The following is an 18,876-nucleotide window of genomic DNA, read 5'->3' as shown; positions in this document are numbered from 1 at the left end:
CCGACCCGAGGAGACACCATGCCGCTGGCCGACTACGGCGTCCTGATCGGCACGCTGCTCTCGTTCAGCCGGGAAGATCCCACCGACTTCGGGTCCTGGTACCACGGCAAGCTGACCGTCCAGGCACCCGCGGGGCGGTACGAGTGCGCGGTGGACGTGTCGGCGCCGAGCGGTGTTCCGGTGCAGTACCGCGAAGTGCGCAACCTCGACGCCACGCTCTTCGCCACCGTCTCCGGCCTCGGACCGGGCTGGCACCGCCTGGCCCGCGACGCGAACTCCGGCGCGCTCGACTACCTCCGGTCCCCGCTGCTGCACGGCCGGGGCTGCCTGACGCTGGTCGCGAGCCCGCTGGCCACCGTGCTCAACGCCATCCTGCGCTCACCGCGGTTCGGCTGGGTCGAGAGCACCGCGGACAACGCGCTGAACCTGCTCGAACAACGGCTGAGCGGCTGCCTGCGGGTCTACGTCTTCGGCGCGCCCTACACCCACGGCCTCGGGGTGCACGACATCCACTACAACCAGGGCGACCCGCCGGGGCAGTTCCAGCGCCTCGACGGCATCTGGCAGGACGGCGGCACCGTCATCCAGTCCACGACCGGCGAGCTGACCGCGTTCCTGACGAAGTTCAAGACCCAGGTCCTCGACACCGACGACAACGGCCTCCCGGCGTGAGGGGTCACGCCGTCCCGGCGTTCAGCGAACCCGCGAGGCGCCAGGTGCGCAGCCGTTCGCGCGGGGACCGCATACCGGACTGGATGAGGACGATTTCCGTGGCGCCCGCGTCCAAGTAGCGGCGCAGGCCCGCCTCGACGGTGCGCTCGTCGCCGATCAGGGCGAGGTCGGCCGCGTGCGTGGCGCCTTCGGCGTCGAGGATGCGGCGGTAGGACGGGATGTCGCCGTAGTAACCCAGGTGCACCGCGGCGATCTGCCGGACGGTGTCGGTGTCGTCGGTGACCACCGCCGGCACCGCGGCGATCACCCGGGGTTCGGGGCGCCCGGCGTCGGCGGCGGCCTTGGTGAGCGTGGGCACGACGTGCTCCGCGAGCGCGCGCGGGCCGGCCAGGAACGGGAGGGTGCCGTCCGCGAGCTCCCCGGCCACGCGCAGCGCCTGCCGTCCCATCGCGGCGACGACGATCGGGACGTCGCCGCCGCCGGGAACGGCCGTGGGCAGGGGCGGGCAGGCGGTGAGGGTCTCGCCGTCGAACACCGGGCGGCCGCCGTCGAAGACCTCGCGCAGCACGGTCAGGGATTCGCGCAGCGACGTGATGGGCGGCGGGTATTCGAAGCCGAACGCCGGTTCCAGCAGGCTCTGCACGCCCAGGCCCACCCCGAGGGTGAACCGGCCGCCGGTGGCCGCCTGCGCGGTCTGCGCCTGGGCGGCCAGGTGCAGCGGGTGCCGCGGGTAGAGCGGCACCACGGCGGTCCCGACGGCCAGCCCGGGCACCTCCCGCCCGGCGAGGGCGGCGAGGGTGAGGGCGTCGTGGTCGAACAGCTGGGAGAACCACACCGAGCGCAGGCCGGCGGCCGCGGCCTCACGGGTCTGGGCGAGCAGCTCCTCCACGCTGTTGGCGGACCCGGACAGGTCGCCGGCGGGCAGGGCGGCACCGATGGTCATGGCGTTCCTCCGGGGTCGGGGGTGGTTCAGGGTGCGCGAGGCGGGGCGGGGCTGGTGGCCGCGGCGTTGCGCCGGGTCGGCGGCGGTCCAGGGTTGCGCGGGGTGAGGCAGCGCCAACGCCCGCGGCGTGCTCCGGATCGCTCGCGGTCCACAGTTGTGCGGGGCGGGGCAGCGCCGACGGCCACGGCGTTGCCCACGATCAATCGCGGGTTCAGGGTTGCGCGGGGTGAGGCAGCGCCAACGCCCGCGGCGTGCTCCGGATCGATCGCCGTCCAGAGTTGTGCGGAGTGCGGCAGCGCCGACGCACGCGCGGCTTTCGGCTCAAGCCTCCTCGGGGTACTCCGACTCCCGCCGCCACGAGATCGGGCGGGGGCGTGGCAGCCTTCGATGCCCTGCCCGGCCCGTCGAGCGGGTCCCGCCGTCGTGCTGGGCGCGGTCGGCCGCCAGCTCGAACTGGTTGCGGCCCAGAGCGATCCGCGGCGACGCCGTCTGGTTGCCGGCCCCCGGTGCCCGGGGCACCGGGGCGAGCGGCACCGGCTCCGCGGCCACCGCCGCGCGGGCCCGATCCACTCCGGCGAGGACCTGGCGGACCAGGTCGTCCCAGCTCACCCCGCCGGCCTGCTCGCCCGCGGTGAGCGCGCGGGTGATGCGGCCGGCCGCGTCGGCGAAGCGGCTTTCGCGGACCGCGAGCTCGCCGAGGGAACGCTCGAGCGCGGCCTCGGCCCGGCGGTCGCCCGCCGAAACCACCGCGCGCAGGGCCGTTTCGCCGCTCTCCCGCCACTCCGCGTACCGGCCTCGTTCGCCGGCCAGGTCGGCCACCGCCAGCGCGAGTTCCGCGCAGTAGCCCGGTTCCCCGGCACCGGCGGCTTGGCGCACCGCGGCCAGCAGACCGGGGTGCTCGCGGTCGTACCAGGCGCCCGGGTCGCCGAGGCCGGCCGCAACCGGTGTCCGGGGCAGGCCCGCGGCCGCGACGCCCCGGGCTTCGTCGGCCAGGTGCAGCCACGCGCCGAAGAGCCGGCGGGACGCGGCCGCGCGGGCCGGGAGTGGTTGCGCCGCCAGCAGTTCGAGCGCGAGCAGCCGGGTGAGCGACGGCAGCCGGTAGCGGGTGCCGGCGACGTCGACCAGGCGGGCGTCGACGAGGGCTTCCAGCGCGTCGGCGGCTTCGGCCGGGCCGAGGTCCGCGAGCGCCGTCGCCGACCACCCCGCCCAGCTGCCCGCGGGGAGCAGGGCCAGCCGGGCGAAGAGGTCCCGTACCGGCTCGGGCAGCTCGTCGAGGCCGCGCCCGATGGCGGCGCGGACACCCGCGCCGAGCCGGCGGAGCCGGTCGCCCTCGGCCCGCAGCCGCGCCACCGCCTGGGCCAGCGTGCGGCCGGGCCGGGCCGCGACGTGCGTGGCGGCGGCGACCACGGCCAGCGGCAGCCCGCCGCACAGCTCGACCAGCTCGACCGCGTCGGACAGTTCGGCGGTCACCCGGTCCTCGCCGACGAGGACCGACAGCAGTTCGACGCCGTCGGAGCCGTCCAGCACGTCGAGCTCCGACACCGCCACGCCGGGCAGCGACGCCACGTGGGCGGGGGTGGTGACGAGCAGACGGCAGTTGCGGGCGTCGGCGACGAACGGCGTCACGTGCGACAGTCCCGTGGCGTCCTCCAGCACGGTCAGGACCCGGCGCCCGGCGAGCACGCTGCGGTACAGCGCGGCGCGGCCGTCCAGCTCTTCGGGGAGCTCCGCCGCCGGCACGCCGAGTGCCTGCAGGAAGCGCGCCAGCACGTCGGCCGCGTCTTCCTCGGCCAGCCGCGCGTAGAGCACCCCGTCCGGGAACGCGGGCGCGGCGCGGTGCGCGGCCTCCACCGCCACCGCGGACTTGCCGACCCCGCCGCGTCCGGTGAGGACGGTGACCACCGCGGCCCCGGGACCGTCGTCGGCGAGACCGCGCCGCAGTCCGGCCAGCAGGCGGTCGTGCCCGGTGAAGTACGGCAGGCGCGCGGGCAGCATCCGCGGGGCCGCGCGGCCGGCCGCGGGCGCCTCGCCCGAACCGGCGAGGATGTCCTGGTGCAGCTCTCGCAGGGCAGCGCCGGGCTCCAAGCCGAGCTCGTCGACGAAGCGGCGGCGCACGGCCCGGTAGGCGGCCAGGGCCTCGACGCGGCGGCCGCACCGGTGCAGCGCGGTCATCAGCTGCAGCACGAGCCGCTCGCGCAGCGGGTGTTCCTCGGTCAGCACCGCGATCTCCCCGACGATCTCGCGGTGCAGGCCCAGTTCCAGTTCGGCGTCGAGACAGTCTTCGAGCACCTCCACGCGCCGCTGCGCGATGCGGACTTGGTGGGCGCGCACGACACCGCTGTCGATGCCGGTGAGCGGTTCCCCGCGCCACAGCGCCAGTGCCTCGCGGAACGCGGCGCGGGCGTCTTCCGGCCGGTGCGCGGCCCGCCCGCGGGCCACCAGCGCTTCGAACGCGTGCAGGTCCAGCTCCCCCGGCCCGAGGTCGAGGCAGTAGCCGCTGCCGCGCGCGGAAATCCGCTCCCCCAGACCGGCTTTCGCCAGCGCCCGGCGCAGGGCCGACACACAGGTCTGGACCTGGGCCCGGGCCGTCGCGGGCGGCTCGGCGCCCCACAGCGCGTCGAGCAGCGCCGCCAGCGGCACGACCCGGTTGCCGTTGAGCAGCAGCAGCGCGAGCACCACCTGCTGGCGGCGGGCGGTCACGACGACCGGCTCGCGGCCGTGCACCTGCAGCAGGCCGAGCACGCGGAAACCGGGGCTCGGCACGGGATCGGCGACGGCGCGGAGCACGGGGGCCGGCAAGGGCGTCGGCTGGGAGGTCGGCAAGGGGGTCGGCAAGGTGGTCGGCAAGGGGGTCGGCAAGGTGGTCTGCACGGTGTTCCTCCGGGGTCAGACGAGGACTTCGGGCGGCGCCGGGTGCCCGAGGAAGGCGGTGGGGCTGGCGGTCAGGCCGTAGGCGCCGGCCTGGAAGATCGCGATCAGGTCGCCGATCGCCGCCCCGGGCAGCGAAACCCGGTCGCCGAGGAGGTCGAGCGGGGTGCACAGGCAGCCGACCACCGTCACCGTCTCTTCGGGACCACCGGGCGCGGACGCCAGCGCGAGCGGGTAGTTGCGGCGGATGGCCTGGCCGAAGTGGCCGGACGCGGCCAGCTGGTGGTGCAGGCCGCCGTCGACGACGAGGAACGTCGTGCCGCGCGAGACCTTCCGGTCGACCACCCGGGTGAGGTACACCCCCGCCTCGCCGACGAGGTAGCGGCCGAGCTCGATCACCACGCGCGCCTCGGGTAGCGCCGGCCGAAGCGAGACTTCCAGGAGTTTCGCCAGGTTCTCGCCGACCTCGTCGAGGTCCAGTGCCGTGTCGCGGGCGGTGTAGGGGATGCCGAAGCCGCCGCCGAGGTTCACCGACCGCACCGGGCCGGGGGCCGCGTCCGCGAGCTGGAGCACCAGGTCGACCGTCGCGCGCTGGGCTTCGCAGAGGCTTTCCGCCCGCAGGTTCTGGGAGCCGGCGAAGACGTGGAAGCCTTGGAAGTCCAGGCCCGCGGCCCCGACTTCGGCGAGCACGGCGGGCACGCGCTCGGCGTCGATGCCGAACTGCTGCGGGCCACCGCCCAGGCGCATGCCGGAACCGCGCACGGCGAAGTCGGGGTTCACCCGCAGCGCCACGCGCGGGGTGAGGCCGAGGCGGTCGCCCGCCTCCTGCACCCGGGCCAGTTCGGTGGTGGACTCCAGCTCGACGGTGACCCCGGCGGCGACCGCGCGGGCCAGCTCGGCCGGGGTCTTGCCGGGCCCGGCGAAGCTGATCCGCTCCGGCGGCACGGTCGTGTCGAGGGCCTGGCGCAGCTCACCGGCGGAGGCGACGTCGAGCCCGTCGACGAGGCCGGCGAGGTGGTGCAGCAGGGCGGGCATGGGGTTGGCCTTGACCGCGTAGCTCAGCTCGACGCCACCGGGCAGCGCGGACCGCACCCGCTCGACGCGGGCGGTGACCAGCGAGCGGTCGTAGGCGAAGAAGGGGGTGGTGCCGACCCGCGCCGCGAGCCGGTCCACGGGCACGCCGCCCACGGTGAGCACACCGCCGGCCCGGCCGAACGGCGCCGCCGCGGCTTCCGTCGTGTTCGCCATCGCTTTCCTTTTCTTCGAGCACGGGAAATGAATACCGGAAACACCGCCGCGGTAGTTCCGCGGCAACCGGGGACCACTGAAGCAAGCGCACCACCACCCGGGCATGGGTAGTCCTCACCCAGATTCGGCGCTCGCGTGGGGACCGCGGCACCCAGGTGTACCTGCTGTGCCCGCACGGTCACTCCGGCAGCACCATCCACAGCAGACCGATGGAACGTTTTCGCAGGTCAGAGCAATTGACCACACCGTTCGGCGCAGTGCGGCGGCGCCGCTGCTCCAGGCGGGTGGCGCGCTCGGTGGCAGCTTCCTGCCGTCGCCTGCCTGCCACCGCCGTTCCGCGAAACGCCCCTTGACGAACGGGGTGCGCGGCACGCACGATCGGAATCCACCGGCCCACCGGGAATTTCCCGCAAACCGGCGCCATCCGGTCACCACCCCCGCATTTCCCGATTTCCGCGATCCCTTCCGACGATGGGTGAACTATGTCTTCCCTGCCTGCTCCCGGTGAGCCGATCGCGGTGGTCGGCATGTCCTGCCGGCTGCCCGGCGCCGCCGGCCCGGCGCGGCTGCGCCGGCTGCTGGCCGAGGGCCGCGAGGCCGTCGGCGAAGTCCCGCCGGGCCGGTGGACGGACGGCGACGGTGCCGGGCGGGGCGGCTTCGTGTCCGATGTGGACGGATTCGACGCGCACTTCTTCGGCGTCTCCCCGCGGGAGGCCGCGGCGATGGACCCGCAGCAGCGGCTGGTGCTGGAGCTGGCGTGGGAGGCGTGCGAGGACGCCCGGATCGCCCCCGGCACGTTGCGCGGCAGCAGCACGGCGGTCGTGGTCGGCGCGATCGCCGTCGACTACGCGCTGCTGCACGACCGCCTCGGCGCCGGGCCGCACACGCTCACCGGCACCCACCGCAGCCTCATCGCGAACCGCGTCTCCTACGTGCTCGGGCTGCGCGGCCCGAGCCTGACCGTCGACTCCGGACAGTCGTCGTCGCTGGTGGCCGTGCACCTGGCCGCCGAGCAGCTGCGCCGCGGCACCGCGGCCGTCGCGCTCGCCGGCGGGGTGAACCTCAACCTGCTCGCGGCGGCCACCGAGACCGTGGACCGCTTCGGCGCGCTTTCCCCGCAGGGGCGCTGCCACACCTTCGACAGCCGCGCCGACGGGTACGTCCGCGGCGAGGGCGGCGGCCTCGTCGTCCTGAAGCCGCTGAGCGCCGCGCTCGCGGACGGCGACCGCGTCCACGCGATCCTGCTGGGCGGGGCCGTGAACAACGACGGCGGCGGCGACGGCCTCACCGTGCCGCGGGCCGAGGCGCAGACCGAGGTCATCCGCCTGGCGTGCGCCGACGCCGGGGTGGCGCCGGCGGACGTCCAGTACGTCGAGCTGCACGGCACCGGCACGCCCGTCGGCGACCCGATCGAGGCCGAGGCACTCGGGGCCGCGTTCGCCGGGGACCGCCCGGAGCCGCTGCCCGTCGGTTCGGTGAAGACCGTGGTCGGCCACCTCGAAGGCGCCGCCGGCATCGCCGGGCTGCTGAAGGTGCTGACCTGCCTGAAGGAACGCCGGCTCAGCCCGAGCCTGAACTTCGCCACGCCGAACCCGGCGATCCCGTTCGAAGCGCTGAACCTCGAGGTGGTGCGCGAAAGCCGCGACTGGCCGCGGCCGGACGCCCGGCTCGTCGCCGGCGTCAGCTCGTTCGGCGTCGGCGGCACCAACTGCCACCTCGTGGTGGCCGAAGCCCCGGTGGTCCCGCTGCCCGGCGACGTCGCCGCCGGGGACGTCCCCTTGGTGCTGTCGGCCCGTTCCGCCGCTGCCTTGCCCGCGCAGGCCCGCGCGCTCGCCGGCCACCTCGCGGAGCACACCCACGGCGACGTCGCCCGGTCGCTGCTGCGCACCCGCGAGCTCTTCGAGCACCGCGCGGTCGTGTTCGACGACCTCGCGTCGCTGGCCGCGGGCACTCCGTCGGAGAACGTCGTGACCGGGCGGACCGTCGACGGCGCTGACGTCCTCGTGTTCCCCGGGCAGGGTTCGCAGTGGCCCGAAATGGCCCGCGCGCTGCTGCGCGACTCGCCCGTGTTCGCCCGCCGGCTGGCGGAGTGCTCGGCGGCTCTCACCGAGTTCGTGGACTACGACCTGCTCGGCGATCTGCGCGACGGCACCGCCGACCTCGACCGCGTCGACGTCGTCCAGCCCGCGCTGTGGGCGGTGATGGTGTCGCTGGCGGAGCTCTGGCGCGACGCGGGCCTCACGCCCTCGGTCGTGGTCGGGCACTCGCAGGGCGAGATCGCCGCCGCCACCGCGATCGGCGCGCTCTCGCTGGCCGACGGCGCCCGGGTGGTGGCCTTGCGCAGCCGCGCGATCGCCGGGATGCCGCGCGGCGGCGGGATGCTGTCGGTCGGCGCGGCCGAGGACACCGTCCGCCCGCTGCTGCCCGCCGGGGTGTCGGTCGCCGCGGTGAACGGGACGCGGTCCGTGGTGCTGTCCGGCCCGGCCGGGGCGCTGGCGGAGCTGCACACGACGCTCACCGGGGACGGGTACCGCGCGAAAATCCTGCCGGTCGGCTACGCGTCGCACTCCGCGGCGGTGGACCCGCTGCGGGAGGAGATCCTGCGGCTCCTCGCCCCGGTGCGGCCGGTGCCGGCTTCGGTCACGTTCGTCTCCGCCCTCACCGGCAAGCCGTTCGACACCACGGGGCTCGACGCCGGGTACTGGTTCGAAAGCCTGCGCCGCCCGGTCCGGTTCGCCGAGGCGACCGCGGGAGCGCTGGCCGCCGGCGGCGCGCGGTTCATCGAGTGCAGCCCGCACCCGGTGCTGCTGGGCAGCGTCGAGGAGACGGCCGAAGCGCACGACCGGCCCGTCGCCGTCGTCGGCACGCTCCGCCGCGACGACGGCGGGGGCGACCGCCTGCGCCGCAGCTTCGCCGAGGCGTTCGTCGCCGGGGCCGGGGTGCGCTGGAAGGTCCCCGGCGACCGTCTGGTGGACCTGCCGACGTACGCGTTCCAGCGGACGCGCCACTGGCTTGGCGAAGAAGCCGCCACCGCGCCGGTCGCCGTCGATCCGGCGCAGGTGACGGACCTGGTGCTCGCCACAGCCGCGGCCGTGCTCGGCCACGCCGACACCGCCGGCATCGATCCCGCGTGCACGTTCAAGGACCTCGGCTTCGACTCGGTGAGCGTGGTCGAGCTGCGCACCCGGCTGCAGGCCGCCACCGGGCGCAAGCTGCCGACCACGCTGCTGTTCGACTTCCCGACGCCGGGCCACCTCGCCGCGCACCTGCGCGGCCGGTCGGAGGACGCCGGAACCGCGCCGGAGGCGGCGCCGCGGCCGGGCGACCCGATCGCGATCGTCGCCATGGGCTGCCGTTTCCCGGGCGGCGTCACCTCCCCCGCCGAGCTGTGGGACCTGGTCTCCGCCGGCGGCGAGGCCGTCACCGAGCTGCCCGCGAACCGCGGCTGGGACCTCGACACGCTCCTCGGCGACAGCGCGGGGCCCGGTTCGTGCGCCACCCGCTTCGGCGGGTTCCTCCACGACGCCGACCGGTTCGACCCCGCGTTCTTCGGCTTGAGCCCCCGTGAGGCTCTGGCCATGGACCCGCAGCAGCGGGTGCTCCTGGAAATCACCCAGGAGGCGATCGAGCGCGCCGGGGTCGAGCCGGGCGCCCTCGCCGGCACCGACACCGGCGTGTTCGTCGGCGCGATGGCCATGGACTACGGCCCGCGGCTGCACGAGCCGACCGGGCGGGTCGACGGCCACCGCCTCACCGGCACCTCGCCGAGCGTCGCGTCGGGCCGGATCGCCTACACCTACGGGCTGCGCGGGCCCGCGCTCACGGTGGACACCGCGTGCTCGTCGTCGCTGGTCGCGATCCAGCTGGCCGCCGACGCGCTGCACCGGGGCGACTGCTCGCTCGCCCTCGCCGGCGGTGTCACCGTGATGGCCGCCCCCGGCAACCTCGTGGACTTCACCCGCCAGAACGGCCTTTCGGCCGACGGCCGCGCGAAGGCGTTCTCCGCGAACGCCGACGGCACCGCCTTCGCCGAGGGCGCGGGCATGCTCGTGCTGGAGCGGCTGTCCGACGCCCGCCGCCACGGCCACCCGGTGCTGGCGCTGCTGCGCGGCGGCGCGACCGGCTCCGACGGTGCCAGCAACGGCCTGACCGCCCCGAACGGCCAGGCGCAGCAACAGGTCATCCGCCGCGCGCTGGGTGTCGCCGGACTGTCTGCCCGGGACGTCGACGTCGTCGAGGCGCACGGAACCGGGACCGCGCTGGGCGACCCCATCGAGGCGCACGCGCTGCTGGCCACCTACGGGCAGGACCGCGAAACGCCGCTGTGGCTCGGTTCCCTCAAGTCCAACATCGGCCACACGCAGGCCGCGGCCGGCGTCGCCGGGGTGATCAAGATGGTCGAGGCGCTGCGCCACGACACCATCCCCCGCACCCTGCACGCCGACGAGCCGAGCCGGCACGTGGACTGGGCGAGCGGCCGGGTCGAGGTGCTGTCGGCGGCTCAGGTCTGGCCCGACCACGGCCGTCCGCGGCGGGCTGCGGTGTCGAGCTTCGGCATCAGCGGGACCAACGCGCACGTGGTGCTGGAAGCCGCGCCTGCTGAAGAGCCGCCGACGCCAGCCCCTTCCAGCGCCGAGCTGGGAGGTCAGGCCGCCGACATCCCCACCGCGCCGGCGCCCGCCGGGCCGGTGCCCGCCCAGTCCGAGACCGAAGCCGCGCCCGCCGCAGCGCCGACCCCGGCGGCCGCCGGGCTGCTGGTCTGGCCCCTGCACGCCCACACCGACACCGCCCTCCGCACCCAAGCCGCCCGAATGCGTGCCTACGCCGAAACCGCGGCCGACAACGACCTTGCCGCCACCGCGGCCTTGCTCGCCCGTCGCCGTCCGGGCGCCTGCCGCGCGGTCGTCGTCGCCGACGGCCGGGCCGAGCTGCTGGCGGCCCTCGCCGCCCTCGCCGAGGGTGCGCCGCACCCCGCACTGGTTGCGGGCACCGCCGCGGGCGACGTCCGGCCCGTGTTCGTCTTCCCCGGCCAGGGCGCGCAGTGGCCGGGGATGGCCGCCGAGCTGCTCGCCGCGGACGCGGAGTTCGCGCGGCTGCTCACCGACGCCGCCGAGGCGCTGCGCCCGCACACGGGCTGGTCGGTGCTCGACGTGCTCACCGGCGCCGCGGGCGCGCCGGACCTGGAGGGGACCGAGGTCGTGCAGCCGGTGCTGTTCGCCGTGATGGTCGCCCTCGCCGGACTGTGGCGGGCCGCCGGGGTCGAACCGGCCGCGGTGGTCGGCCACTCCCAAGGCGAGCTGGCCGCGGCGGTCGCCGCCGGGGCGCTGCCGCTCGCCGACGCCGCCCGGATCATCGCCGTGCGCAGCAGGCTCCTGACCGCCGAGCTGGACGGCACCGGCGGGATCCTCGCCGTCGGCCTGCCCGTGGCGCAGGTGCGGGAGCGGCTCGCGCCGTGGACCGGGCGCCTGTGGGCGGCCGTGGACAACGGTCCGGCCGGCACCGTGGTCGGCGGCGAACTGGCCGCGATCGAGGAGTTCGCGGCCGCCTGCGCGGACGTCCAGATCCGGCGCACGCCGGTGGCGTACGCGGCGCACACCCCGCACGTCGAGGCGGTCCGCGACGCCCTGCTCGCCGCGATCGGCGAGCTCGCACCCGCCGACACCACGACCACGATCTGCTCCTCCTGCACCGGCGGCTTCCTGCCGGGTTCGCAGCTGACCGCGGGCTACTGGTACCGCAACCTGGCCGAGCCGGTCCGCTTCGACGCCGCCGTGCGCGCCTTCGCCGGGTACCGGCGGCCGCTGTTCGTCGAGGTCAGCCCGCACCCCATCCTCGCCGGCGCGGTGCAGGAGATCCTCGCCGACGCGGCCATCGACGGCACCGCCGTGGGCACGCTGCGCCGCGGGGAAGGCGGGCCACGGCGGTTCTTGCTCTCCCTCGCCGCGGCCCACGTGCGGGGCGCCACCGTGGACTGGGCGCGGCTGCTCGGGCCGGTCACCCGCCACCCGGACGTGCCGACCTCGGCGTTCGACCGCCGGCGCTACTGGCTCACCGACCGTCCCGGCGGCCTGCTCACCACCCCCACCCCGGTCGCCGACGGCGACGGCCTGGTCGCCACCGGGCGGCTCTCGCTCACCTCGCTGCCGTGGCTGGCCGGGCACGCGGTCCGCGGCACGGTCCTGTTCCCCGGCACCGGGTTCGCCGAGCTGGCCCTCGAAGCGGCGGACGGCCGCGGGAGCATCGAGGACCTGACGCTGGAAGCGCCGCTGGTGCTGCCCGCGTCGGGCGCGGTCGAGGTCCAGGCCGGTCTCGGCGGCGCGGACGAGCGCGGCCGCCGTCCGCTGACCGTCCACTCGCGACTAGGCGATGGGCCGTGGACGCGGCACGCGACCGGCACGATGAGCCCGGAGCAGGCTCCCGTCGCTCCCCTGCCGGTCTGGCCGCCCCTCGGAGCGGAGCCGGTCGACCTCGAAGGCGCGTACGCGCGACTGGCCGAACGCGGTTACGAGTACGGGCCGCCGTTCCAGGGGCTCACTGCGCTGTGGCGTGCCGGCGACGACCGGTACGTCGAGGTGGAACTGGCCGCCGAAGGCGAGTTCACCGCCCACCCCGCGGTGCTCGACGCCGTGCTGCACGCGCTTGTCCTCGACGGCACCGAGCTGCTGCTGCCGTTCTCCTTCGGCGGCCTGCGGATCACCTCGCCGCTGCCGGGTTCGGTGCGGGCCCGGCTGTCCGGCTCGGCCGCGACCGGTGTCGAAGTCACCCTCTACGACACCACCGGCACCCCGCTCGGCGGCGTCGAGTCGCTGCTGCTGCGGCCCGCTTCCCAGGCCGCCACCACCGCGGAGCTCTACCGCGTCGAATGGACGCCGGCGTCGGTGGGCGACGGTACCGACCGGGAGTGGACCGTGATCGGCACGGAACTGCCCGAGGTCGTCCCGCCCGTCGTGCTCACCACGGCGCACGAACTGCCCGCCGTGCTGGACCTCGTCCAGCGCTGGCTGCTCGACCCGCGCTGCGACGGCTCGAAACTGGTGTTCCTGCAGGACCCGGGCTCGCCCGAAGGCGCGCCGGTGTGGGGCTTGGTGCGCTCGGCGATCGCCGAGCACCCCGGCCGCTTCGCCCTCGCGGGCGCCCGGCCCGGCGCCGCGCTTTCGGCGGCGCTCGAGGCCGGTGAGCCGCAGTTCGCCGTGCGCGACGGCGTGGTGCTCGTGCCGCGGCTGGCGCGGTACGCCGCCGACTCGTCCACAGCAGACTTCGGGGCCGGCACCGTGCTGGTGACTGGCGGCACGGGCGGGCTCGGCGCCCTGATCGCCGAGCGGCTGGTGACCACGCACGGCGTCCGTGACCTGCTGCTGGTGTCGCGCCGCGGCGGCGACGTCCCGGCGCGGCTGGCCGGGCTGGACGCCCGCGTCCGGGTGGTGGCGGCCGACGTCGCCGACCGGGCCGCCTTGGCGGCCGTGCTGACGGGCGAAACGCTCACCGGGGTGGTCCACGCGGCCGGCGTCCTCGACGACTCCACCCTCACCGGGCTCACGAAGGCGCAGCTCGAGACGGTGGTGCGCCCCAAGCGCGAGGCCGCGTGGCTGCTGCACGAGCTGACCGCGGAGCAGCCCCTTGCCGCGTTCGTGCTTTTCTCTTCGATCGCCGGCGTGCTCGGCAACCGCGGCCAGGCCAACTACGCCGCCGCCAACGCCTCGCTCGACGCGCTGGCGGAGCACCGGGCGGCGCGCGGGCTGCCGGGCGTGTCGATCGCGTGGGGGCTGTGGGACACCGCCACCGGCATGACGGCCACGATGACCGCCACGGACCGCGCGCGGCTCACCGGCGTCCGGCCGATCACCGAGGCACAGGGGCTGGCCGCGTTCGACGCCGCGCTCGGGCTGTCCGGCACGGTGGTGGCGTCCGCTTGGGACACCGCGGCGCTGCGCGCGGCCGGCGAAATCCCCGCTGTGGTGCGGAGTCTCGTGCCGGTGCGGCGCTCCCCCGTCGTCGTCGAGGCCGGGCCGGCGTCCGGGTTGGCGGGACAGCTCGCCGGGCTGGAGCGCGAAACCGCAGCCGCGACCGTGACCGGCTTCGTCCGCATGGAGGTCGCGACGGCACTCGGGCACCGGTCACCGGCGTCGGTCGACGTCGCGAAGCCGTTCAGCGAGCTGGGGATCGACTCGCTGACGTCGGTGGAGCTGCGCAACCGCATCGCGGCCGGCACCGGCTTGCGGCTGCCCGCGTCGCTGCTGTTCAACCACCCGACCGTCGAGCTGCTGGCCGCGCACCTGCTCGGCGAGCTGCTCCCGCCGCCGCCGGACCCTTCGCAGCGGCTGCGCGAGGTCCTCGGCGAAGTCCTGCCGGACGCGGGCGCCGAGGAGCGCGCCCGGCTGGCGGACGTGCTGCGGGAGGCGCTCGACGGGCTCGGCGTGTCGCCGGCTCTCGACCTGGCCTCCGACGACGAGCTCTTCGCCTTCATCGACAAGCAGTGACCTTTTGCGAACGGATAGGGGTTCGGTTATGACCGGCGAAGACAAGCTTCGCGACTACCTGAAGCGGGCGACGGCCGAGCTCGCGGGCGCGCGCAAGCGGCTCGCCGAGTACGAGGCCCGCGAGAGCGAGCCCATCGCCGTCATCGGCATGTCGTGCCGGTTCCCCGGCGCCCCGGACGTCGACGCGTATTGGAAGCTGCTGCGCGAGGGCCGCGCCGCCGAAGTCGGCGACGTGCCCGCCGGCCGGTTCGACCACCTGCCCGACACCCGCCGCCGTGGCGCCTTCTTGTCCGAAGTGGACGGCTGGGACGCCGGCTTCTTCGGCTACGCGCCGCAGGAGGCACTGCGGCTGGACCCGCAGCAGCGGCTGCTCATGGAGCTGGCGTGGGAGGCGATGGACGACGCGGGCACGCCGGCGCCGCGGCTGGCGGGCAGCCGCACCGGCGTGCTCCTCGGGTTTTCCGACGCCTTCCAGTACGGCCAGGTCGAGGCGGAGCGCGAAGGCACCGGCGTGTACGCCGACCCGTACATGGGCCAGGGCAGCCTCGCCAGCGTCGTCGCCGGGCGGCTGGCCTACCACTTCGACCTGCGCGGCCCGGCGTTCTCCCTGGACACGGCGTGTTCGTCGACGCTGGTCGCGGTGCACCTGGCGGCCCGGGCGCTGCGGGCGGGCGAATGCGACTACGCGCTGGCGGGCGGCGGATTCCTGGCCTTGCACCCGTTCCTGTACGTGTACAGCAGCCGCAACGCACTGCTGTCGCCGACCGACCGCTGCCACACGTTCGACAGCAGCGCCGACGGTTACATGATGGGCGAGGGCGGCGGGATGGTGGTGCTCGCCCGGCTGTCCGACGCCCTGCGCGACGGCCACCGCATCCGCGCGGTGATCCGCGGCTCGGCGGTCAACCAGGACGGCCGCAGCAACGGGCTGACGGCCCCCAACCGCGGCGCCCAGGTGGAGGTGATCCGCCGGGCTCTTTCCGACGCCGGTGCCGCACCGGACGACGTGGACTTCCTGGAGGCGCACGGCTCGGGTACGCCGCTCGGCGACGAGATCGAGCTGGGCGCGCTCGGCGACGTGTTCGGCGGCCGTCCGGCCGGCCGGCCGCTCACCGTGGGGGCGGTGAAGACCAACATCGGCCACACCCACACCGCGGCGGGGATCGCCGGGCTGATCAAGACGGTGCTGGTGCTGGAGAACGGCGAGCTGCCGCCGAACCTGCACATGACCGACCCGGCGGAGCAGGTGCTGGCGAACTCGGCGGTGCGACCCGCGACGGAGCTGGCCCCGCTGCCGGACCACGGGCGTCCGGCGGTGGCGGGGGTGAGTTCGTTCGGCTGGTCGGGGACGAACGCCCACCTGGTCCTGGAGGCCGCACCCCCTGCTGAGGCGCGGCCGGCTCAGGCGCGGCCGGAGAGTGTGGAGCCGGTCGCCGAGCTGATCCCGGTCTCGGCCGCCTCGGCAGCCGCACTGCGCGCGCAACTCACCCGCCTCGCCCAGCTCGCGGCTGATGCCCCGCCAATCACGAGTGATGCCCCGCCAATCACGCGAGATGCCCCTCCCGTCACGCGAGATGCCCCTGCAATCACGAGTGATGCCTCTCCAGCCACGAGTGATGCCCGTTCAGACACGCGAGATGCCCCTGCAATCACGAGTGATGCCGCTCCAGCCACGCGAACCGACCGTTCAGACACGCGAACCGACACCGCAGACCCGCAAACCGACCGTCCGGGTACGCAAACCGACCGTCCGGGCACCTCGGCGGCCCCGGCCACGAACCCGACCCTGGCCGACCTCGCTCACACCTTGCGCGAAGGCCGCGCCCACCTGGATCACCGCCGGGCCGTCGTCGCCACCGGTGTCGAAGATGCCGCCCGGCAGCTGGCCTCCGTCGCCTCTGTTCCCGGCGTGCACCGCAAGCCCGGCCAACCGAAGGTCGCATTCCTGCTGCCCGGTGTCGGGGACCAGTACCGCGGCCTGGCCACGCAGCTCTACCGCGACGAGCCCGTCTTCGCCGCCGCCGTCAACGACTGCTGCGCCATCGCCGCCGACCGGTGCGGGGTCGACCTCCGCGCCGCCTTCTTCGCGGAGCCACTCGCCGCCGAAGCGTCGTTCTTCGGGGCCGGGCCCGTCGATGAGCTCCTCGACCACGCCGAGGTTGCCCACCCCCTCCTCTTCACCGTCGAATACGCGCTCGCGCAGCTGCTCGCCGACCGAGGTGTCAAGCCCGGCCTGCTCGTCGGCTACAGCCTCGGCGAGTACGTCGCCGCCTGTCTTGCCGGGGTCTTCACCCTGGCCGACGCCCTGTACGTGGTCACCGGACGGGCCCGGCTGATCGGGCGTGCGCCGGCCGGGCGGATGCTCGCCGTCGCCGCCTCCGCCGGCCAGGTCGCCGCAGCGCTCGGTGAGACGAACGTCGACGTCGCCGCGCTCAACGGTCCGCAGATGACCGTCCTCAGTGGAGCACCCGAAGCGGTCGAAACCGCCGCCGGGCAACTGAAAGAAGCCGGGCTCGCCGCGCGTGCCCTGCGCTCGGCTCACCCGTTCCACTCCAAACTGCTCGAACCCGCCCGCCACGAGCTGGCCGAACTGGTCGCCTCCGTGCCCCGGCAGGCACCGCGGATCCCGATCGTCTCGAACGCGACCGGCACCGTCCTCACCGACGCCGAAGCCATCGACCCGCAGTACTGGGCCGGGCACCTCTGCCGCCCGGTGCGGTTCGCCGACGGCGTCCGGCACTGCGCCGGCGAAGACGTCGACGCCTACGTCGAGCTCGGCCCGGGCCAGACCCTCGGCGGCCTGGTCCGCCAGAACCAGGCCGACGCCCGCCCCACCGTCCTCGGCACGCTGCCCGCGCCTTGGCCCGTCGAGAACCGCCCCGCCGAACGCACCGCGCTCCTCGACACCCTCGCCCGGCTGTGGGAACTCGGCGTCGCCGTCGACTTCACGGCCCTGCGACGGGGCGGCCGGACCGTCAGCCTGCCCGGCTACCCCTTCCAGCGCACCAAGTTCTGGCCGCCGGCCACCCGCACGCAAGCCGGCCCCGTCGAAGACGCCGAAGACGCCGGCCGGATCTACACGCCGGTGTGGCGCCTCGACCCGACCCGGCCCGCGGCCACCCCGCAAGGCTCGCTGATCACGACGAACGCCGAGCTGGCCACGCTGGCCGGTGCAGCGGGCATGACCGTCGGCACCGACCCGGCGACGCTGCCCCAGCCGGTGCACGTGGTGCACGAAGGCGGCTTCGACGACCTCCTGCGGACCGTCCAGGCCCTGGACGGCCACGACGTCCGGCTGCTGACCGTCACCACCGGCGCGGCCGAGATCACCGGCGGCGACCTGACCGACCCGGACGCCGCGCTGGTGCACGGCCTCGGCCGCGGTGTCCGCGCCGAGTACCCGGGCCTGCGGTGGCGTGGCGTCGACGTCGAACCCGGCACCCCGGCCGAGCACCTCCTGGACGAACTGGCCCGGCCGTGGCCCGAAGACACCGCGACAGCACCGGTGCTCGCGGGCCGGCGCGGCGGACGCCGCCGTCTCCAGGAGTACACCGAGATCACCCTCGACGAGGTCACCCCGGACTGGGGCGGCACGCACGTGATCACCGGCGGCACCCGGGGCCTCGGCATGATCGTGGCCAAGCACCTCGTCCGCCACGGCGCCCGCAAACTCGCCCTCGTCAGCCGCACCGGCGACGCGTCACCGGGCGACCTCGCGGAACTGCAGAACGCCGAAGTGCTGACCATCAAGGCCGACGTGGGTGTCCCGGAGCAGCTGCGGGCCGCGCTGGCCGAAGCCAAGGCGCAGTTCGGCGAGTTCGACTCCATCGTGCACGCCGCGGGCCTGCCGGGCGGCGGGCTCGCGCAGCGCCGGACCGCCGAGGACATGCACCGGACGCTCGCCCCGAAGGTCCAAGCGGTCGGGCCGCTCCTGGAAGCGCGGCCCCGGCGCCTGGTCCTGTTCTCCTCGATCGTCACGGTCGTCGGGGGGATCGGCGAAGCCGACTACTGCGCGGCCAACAGCGTCCTCGACGCCCACGGCGCCGCACTGTCCACGGCGGACACGCAGGTGGTCACCGTAGCCTGGGGGCACTGGCAGCACGACGCTTGGGCCGACGCGGCCACCGGGGAAGCCCGCCTCGCCTACCGCCGCCGTTACGGCTTCACCGCGGAAGCCGGGTGCGCGCTGCTCGACAAACTGGCCGGCCACGGCGTCCGGGGCACCGTCGTGGCCCTGCGCCAGGACCTGCCGGCGGCCCGCCGCGAGCTGGCCGCGCTCAACGACCTCGGCGGGCTGCTCGAAGCGGCCCCGGCGCCGGCCACGCGGTACCCGCGGCCGCCGCTGCGCACCGAGTACGCCGCCCCGCGCGGCGAGCTCGAGACGGACATCGCCGGCGTCTGGGGCGAGTTCCTCGGCATCGACGCCGTCGGTGTGCACGACCCGTTCTTCGACCTCGGCGGCAACTCGCTGGTCGGCATGGCCATGGTGGCCGCGCTCGAGAAGCGCCTCGGCTTACCGATCGCCCCCGCCGTCCTCTTCGGCCACCCCACCGTGGCCGCCTTCGCCGCCGCACTGACCGACACCGACTCCCCCGCCCCGCGGGCGGCCACCACCGGATCCGCGCGCGGCCGCCGCCGCCGCCTGGCCGGCACCCGGAAATGAGGACA

Annotated in this window: 6 protein-coding genes; 3 read left to right on the top strand and 3 right to left on the bottom strand. The window is 75.3% G+C overall.

Annotation, left to right across the window (positions count from 1 at the left end):
• Positions 1–18: 18 nt before the first annotated feature.
• Positions 19–672 (top strand): DUF2278 family protein, encoded by a 654-nt coding sequence (locus tag Q5425_RS33785; protein ID WP_308676412.1) that lies wholly within the window; start codon positions 19–21, stop codon positions 670–672.
• 4 nt (positions 673–676) lie between these two features.
• Here Q5425_RS33785 and Q5425_RS33780 read toward each other — a convergent pair whose 3' ends face one another.
• From Q5425_RS33780 to Q5425_RS33770, 3 genes are all read right to left on the bottom strand, one after another.
• The gene (locus Q5425_RS33780) at positions 677–1,615 is read right to left on the bottom strand and encodes a TIGR03564 family F420-dependent LLM class oxidoreductase (protein ID WP_308676411.1); all 939 of its coding nucleotides are present in this window, start codon (positions 1,613–1,615) and stop codon (positions 677–679) included.
• Between the two features lie 321 nt (positions 1,616–1,936).
• Complete coding sequence (locus Q5425_RS33775; protein ID WP_308676410.1) at positions 1,937–4,486, bottom strand: transcriptional regulator; 2,550 nt, start codon at positions 4,484–4,486, stop codon at positions 1,937–1,939.
• 15 nt (positions 4,487–4,501) lie between these two features.
• Positions 4,502–5,731 (bottom strand): pyridoxal-dependent decarboxylase, exosortase A system-associated, encoded by a 1,230-nt coding sequence (locus tag Q5425_RS33770; protein WP_308676409.1) that lies wholly within the window; start codon positions 5,729–5,731, stop codon positions 4,502–4,504.
• A 482-nt stretch (positions 5,732–6,213) separates the two neighbouring features.
• Here Q5425_RS33770 and Q5425_RS33765 point away from each other — a divergent pair, with 482 nt between their 5' ends.
• Entirely contained in the window at positions 6,214–14,208 is a 7,995-nt protein-coding gene (locus tag Q5425_RS33765; RefSeq protein ID WP_308676408.1) for a type I polyketide synthase, read from the top strand.
• A 28-nt stretch (positions 14,209–14,236) separates the two neighbouring features.
• The gene (locus Q5425_RS33760) at positions 14,237–18,871 is read left to right on the top strand and encodes an SDR family NAD(P)-dependent oxidoreductase (RefSeq protein ID WP_308676407.1); all 4,635 of its coding nucleotides are present in this window, start codon (positions 14,237–14,239) and stop codon (positions 18,869–18,871) included.
• Positions 18,872–18,876 lie beyond the last annotated feature (5 nt).

This window comes from Amycolatopsis sp. A133, assembly GCF_031082405.1.
Taxonomy (GTDB): domain Bacteria; phylum Actinomycetota; class Actinomycetes; order Mycobacteriales; family Pseudonocardiaceae; genus Amycolatopsis.
Note: the sequence above shows the minus strand (reverse complement) of the source record. Positions and strands in the feature narration are given on the sequence as shown.

Excerpts from the sequence above, each read along its gene's own strand:
- Q5425_RS33770 (WP_308676409.1), bottom strand. The coding sequence starts at position 5,731 with ATGGCGAACACGACGGAAGCCGCGGCGGCGCCGTTCGGCCGGGCCGGC.
- Q5425_RS33785 (WP_308676412.1), top strand. The coding sequence starts at position 19 with ATGCCGCTGGCCGACTACGGCGTCCTGATCGGCACGCTGCTCTCGTTC.
- Q5425_RS33760 (WP_308676407.1), top strand. The coding sequence starts at position 14,237 with ATGACCGGCGAAGACAAGCTTCGCGACTACCTGAAGCGGGCGACGGCC.
- Q5425_RS33780 (WP_308676411.1), bottom strand. The coding sequence starts at position 1,615 with ATGACCATCGGTGCCGCCCTGCCCGCCGGCGACCTGTCCGGGTCCGCC.
- Q5425_RS33765 (WP_308676408.1), top strand. The coding sequence starts at position 6,214 with ATGTCTTCCCTGCCTGCTCCCGGTGAGCCGATCGCGGTGGTCGGCATG.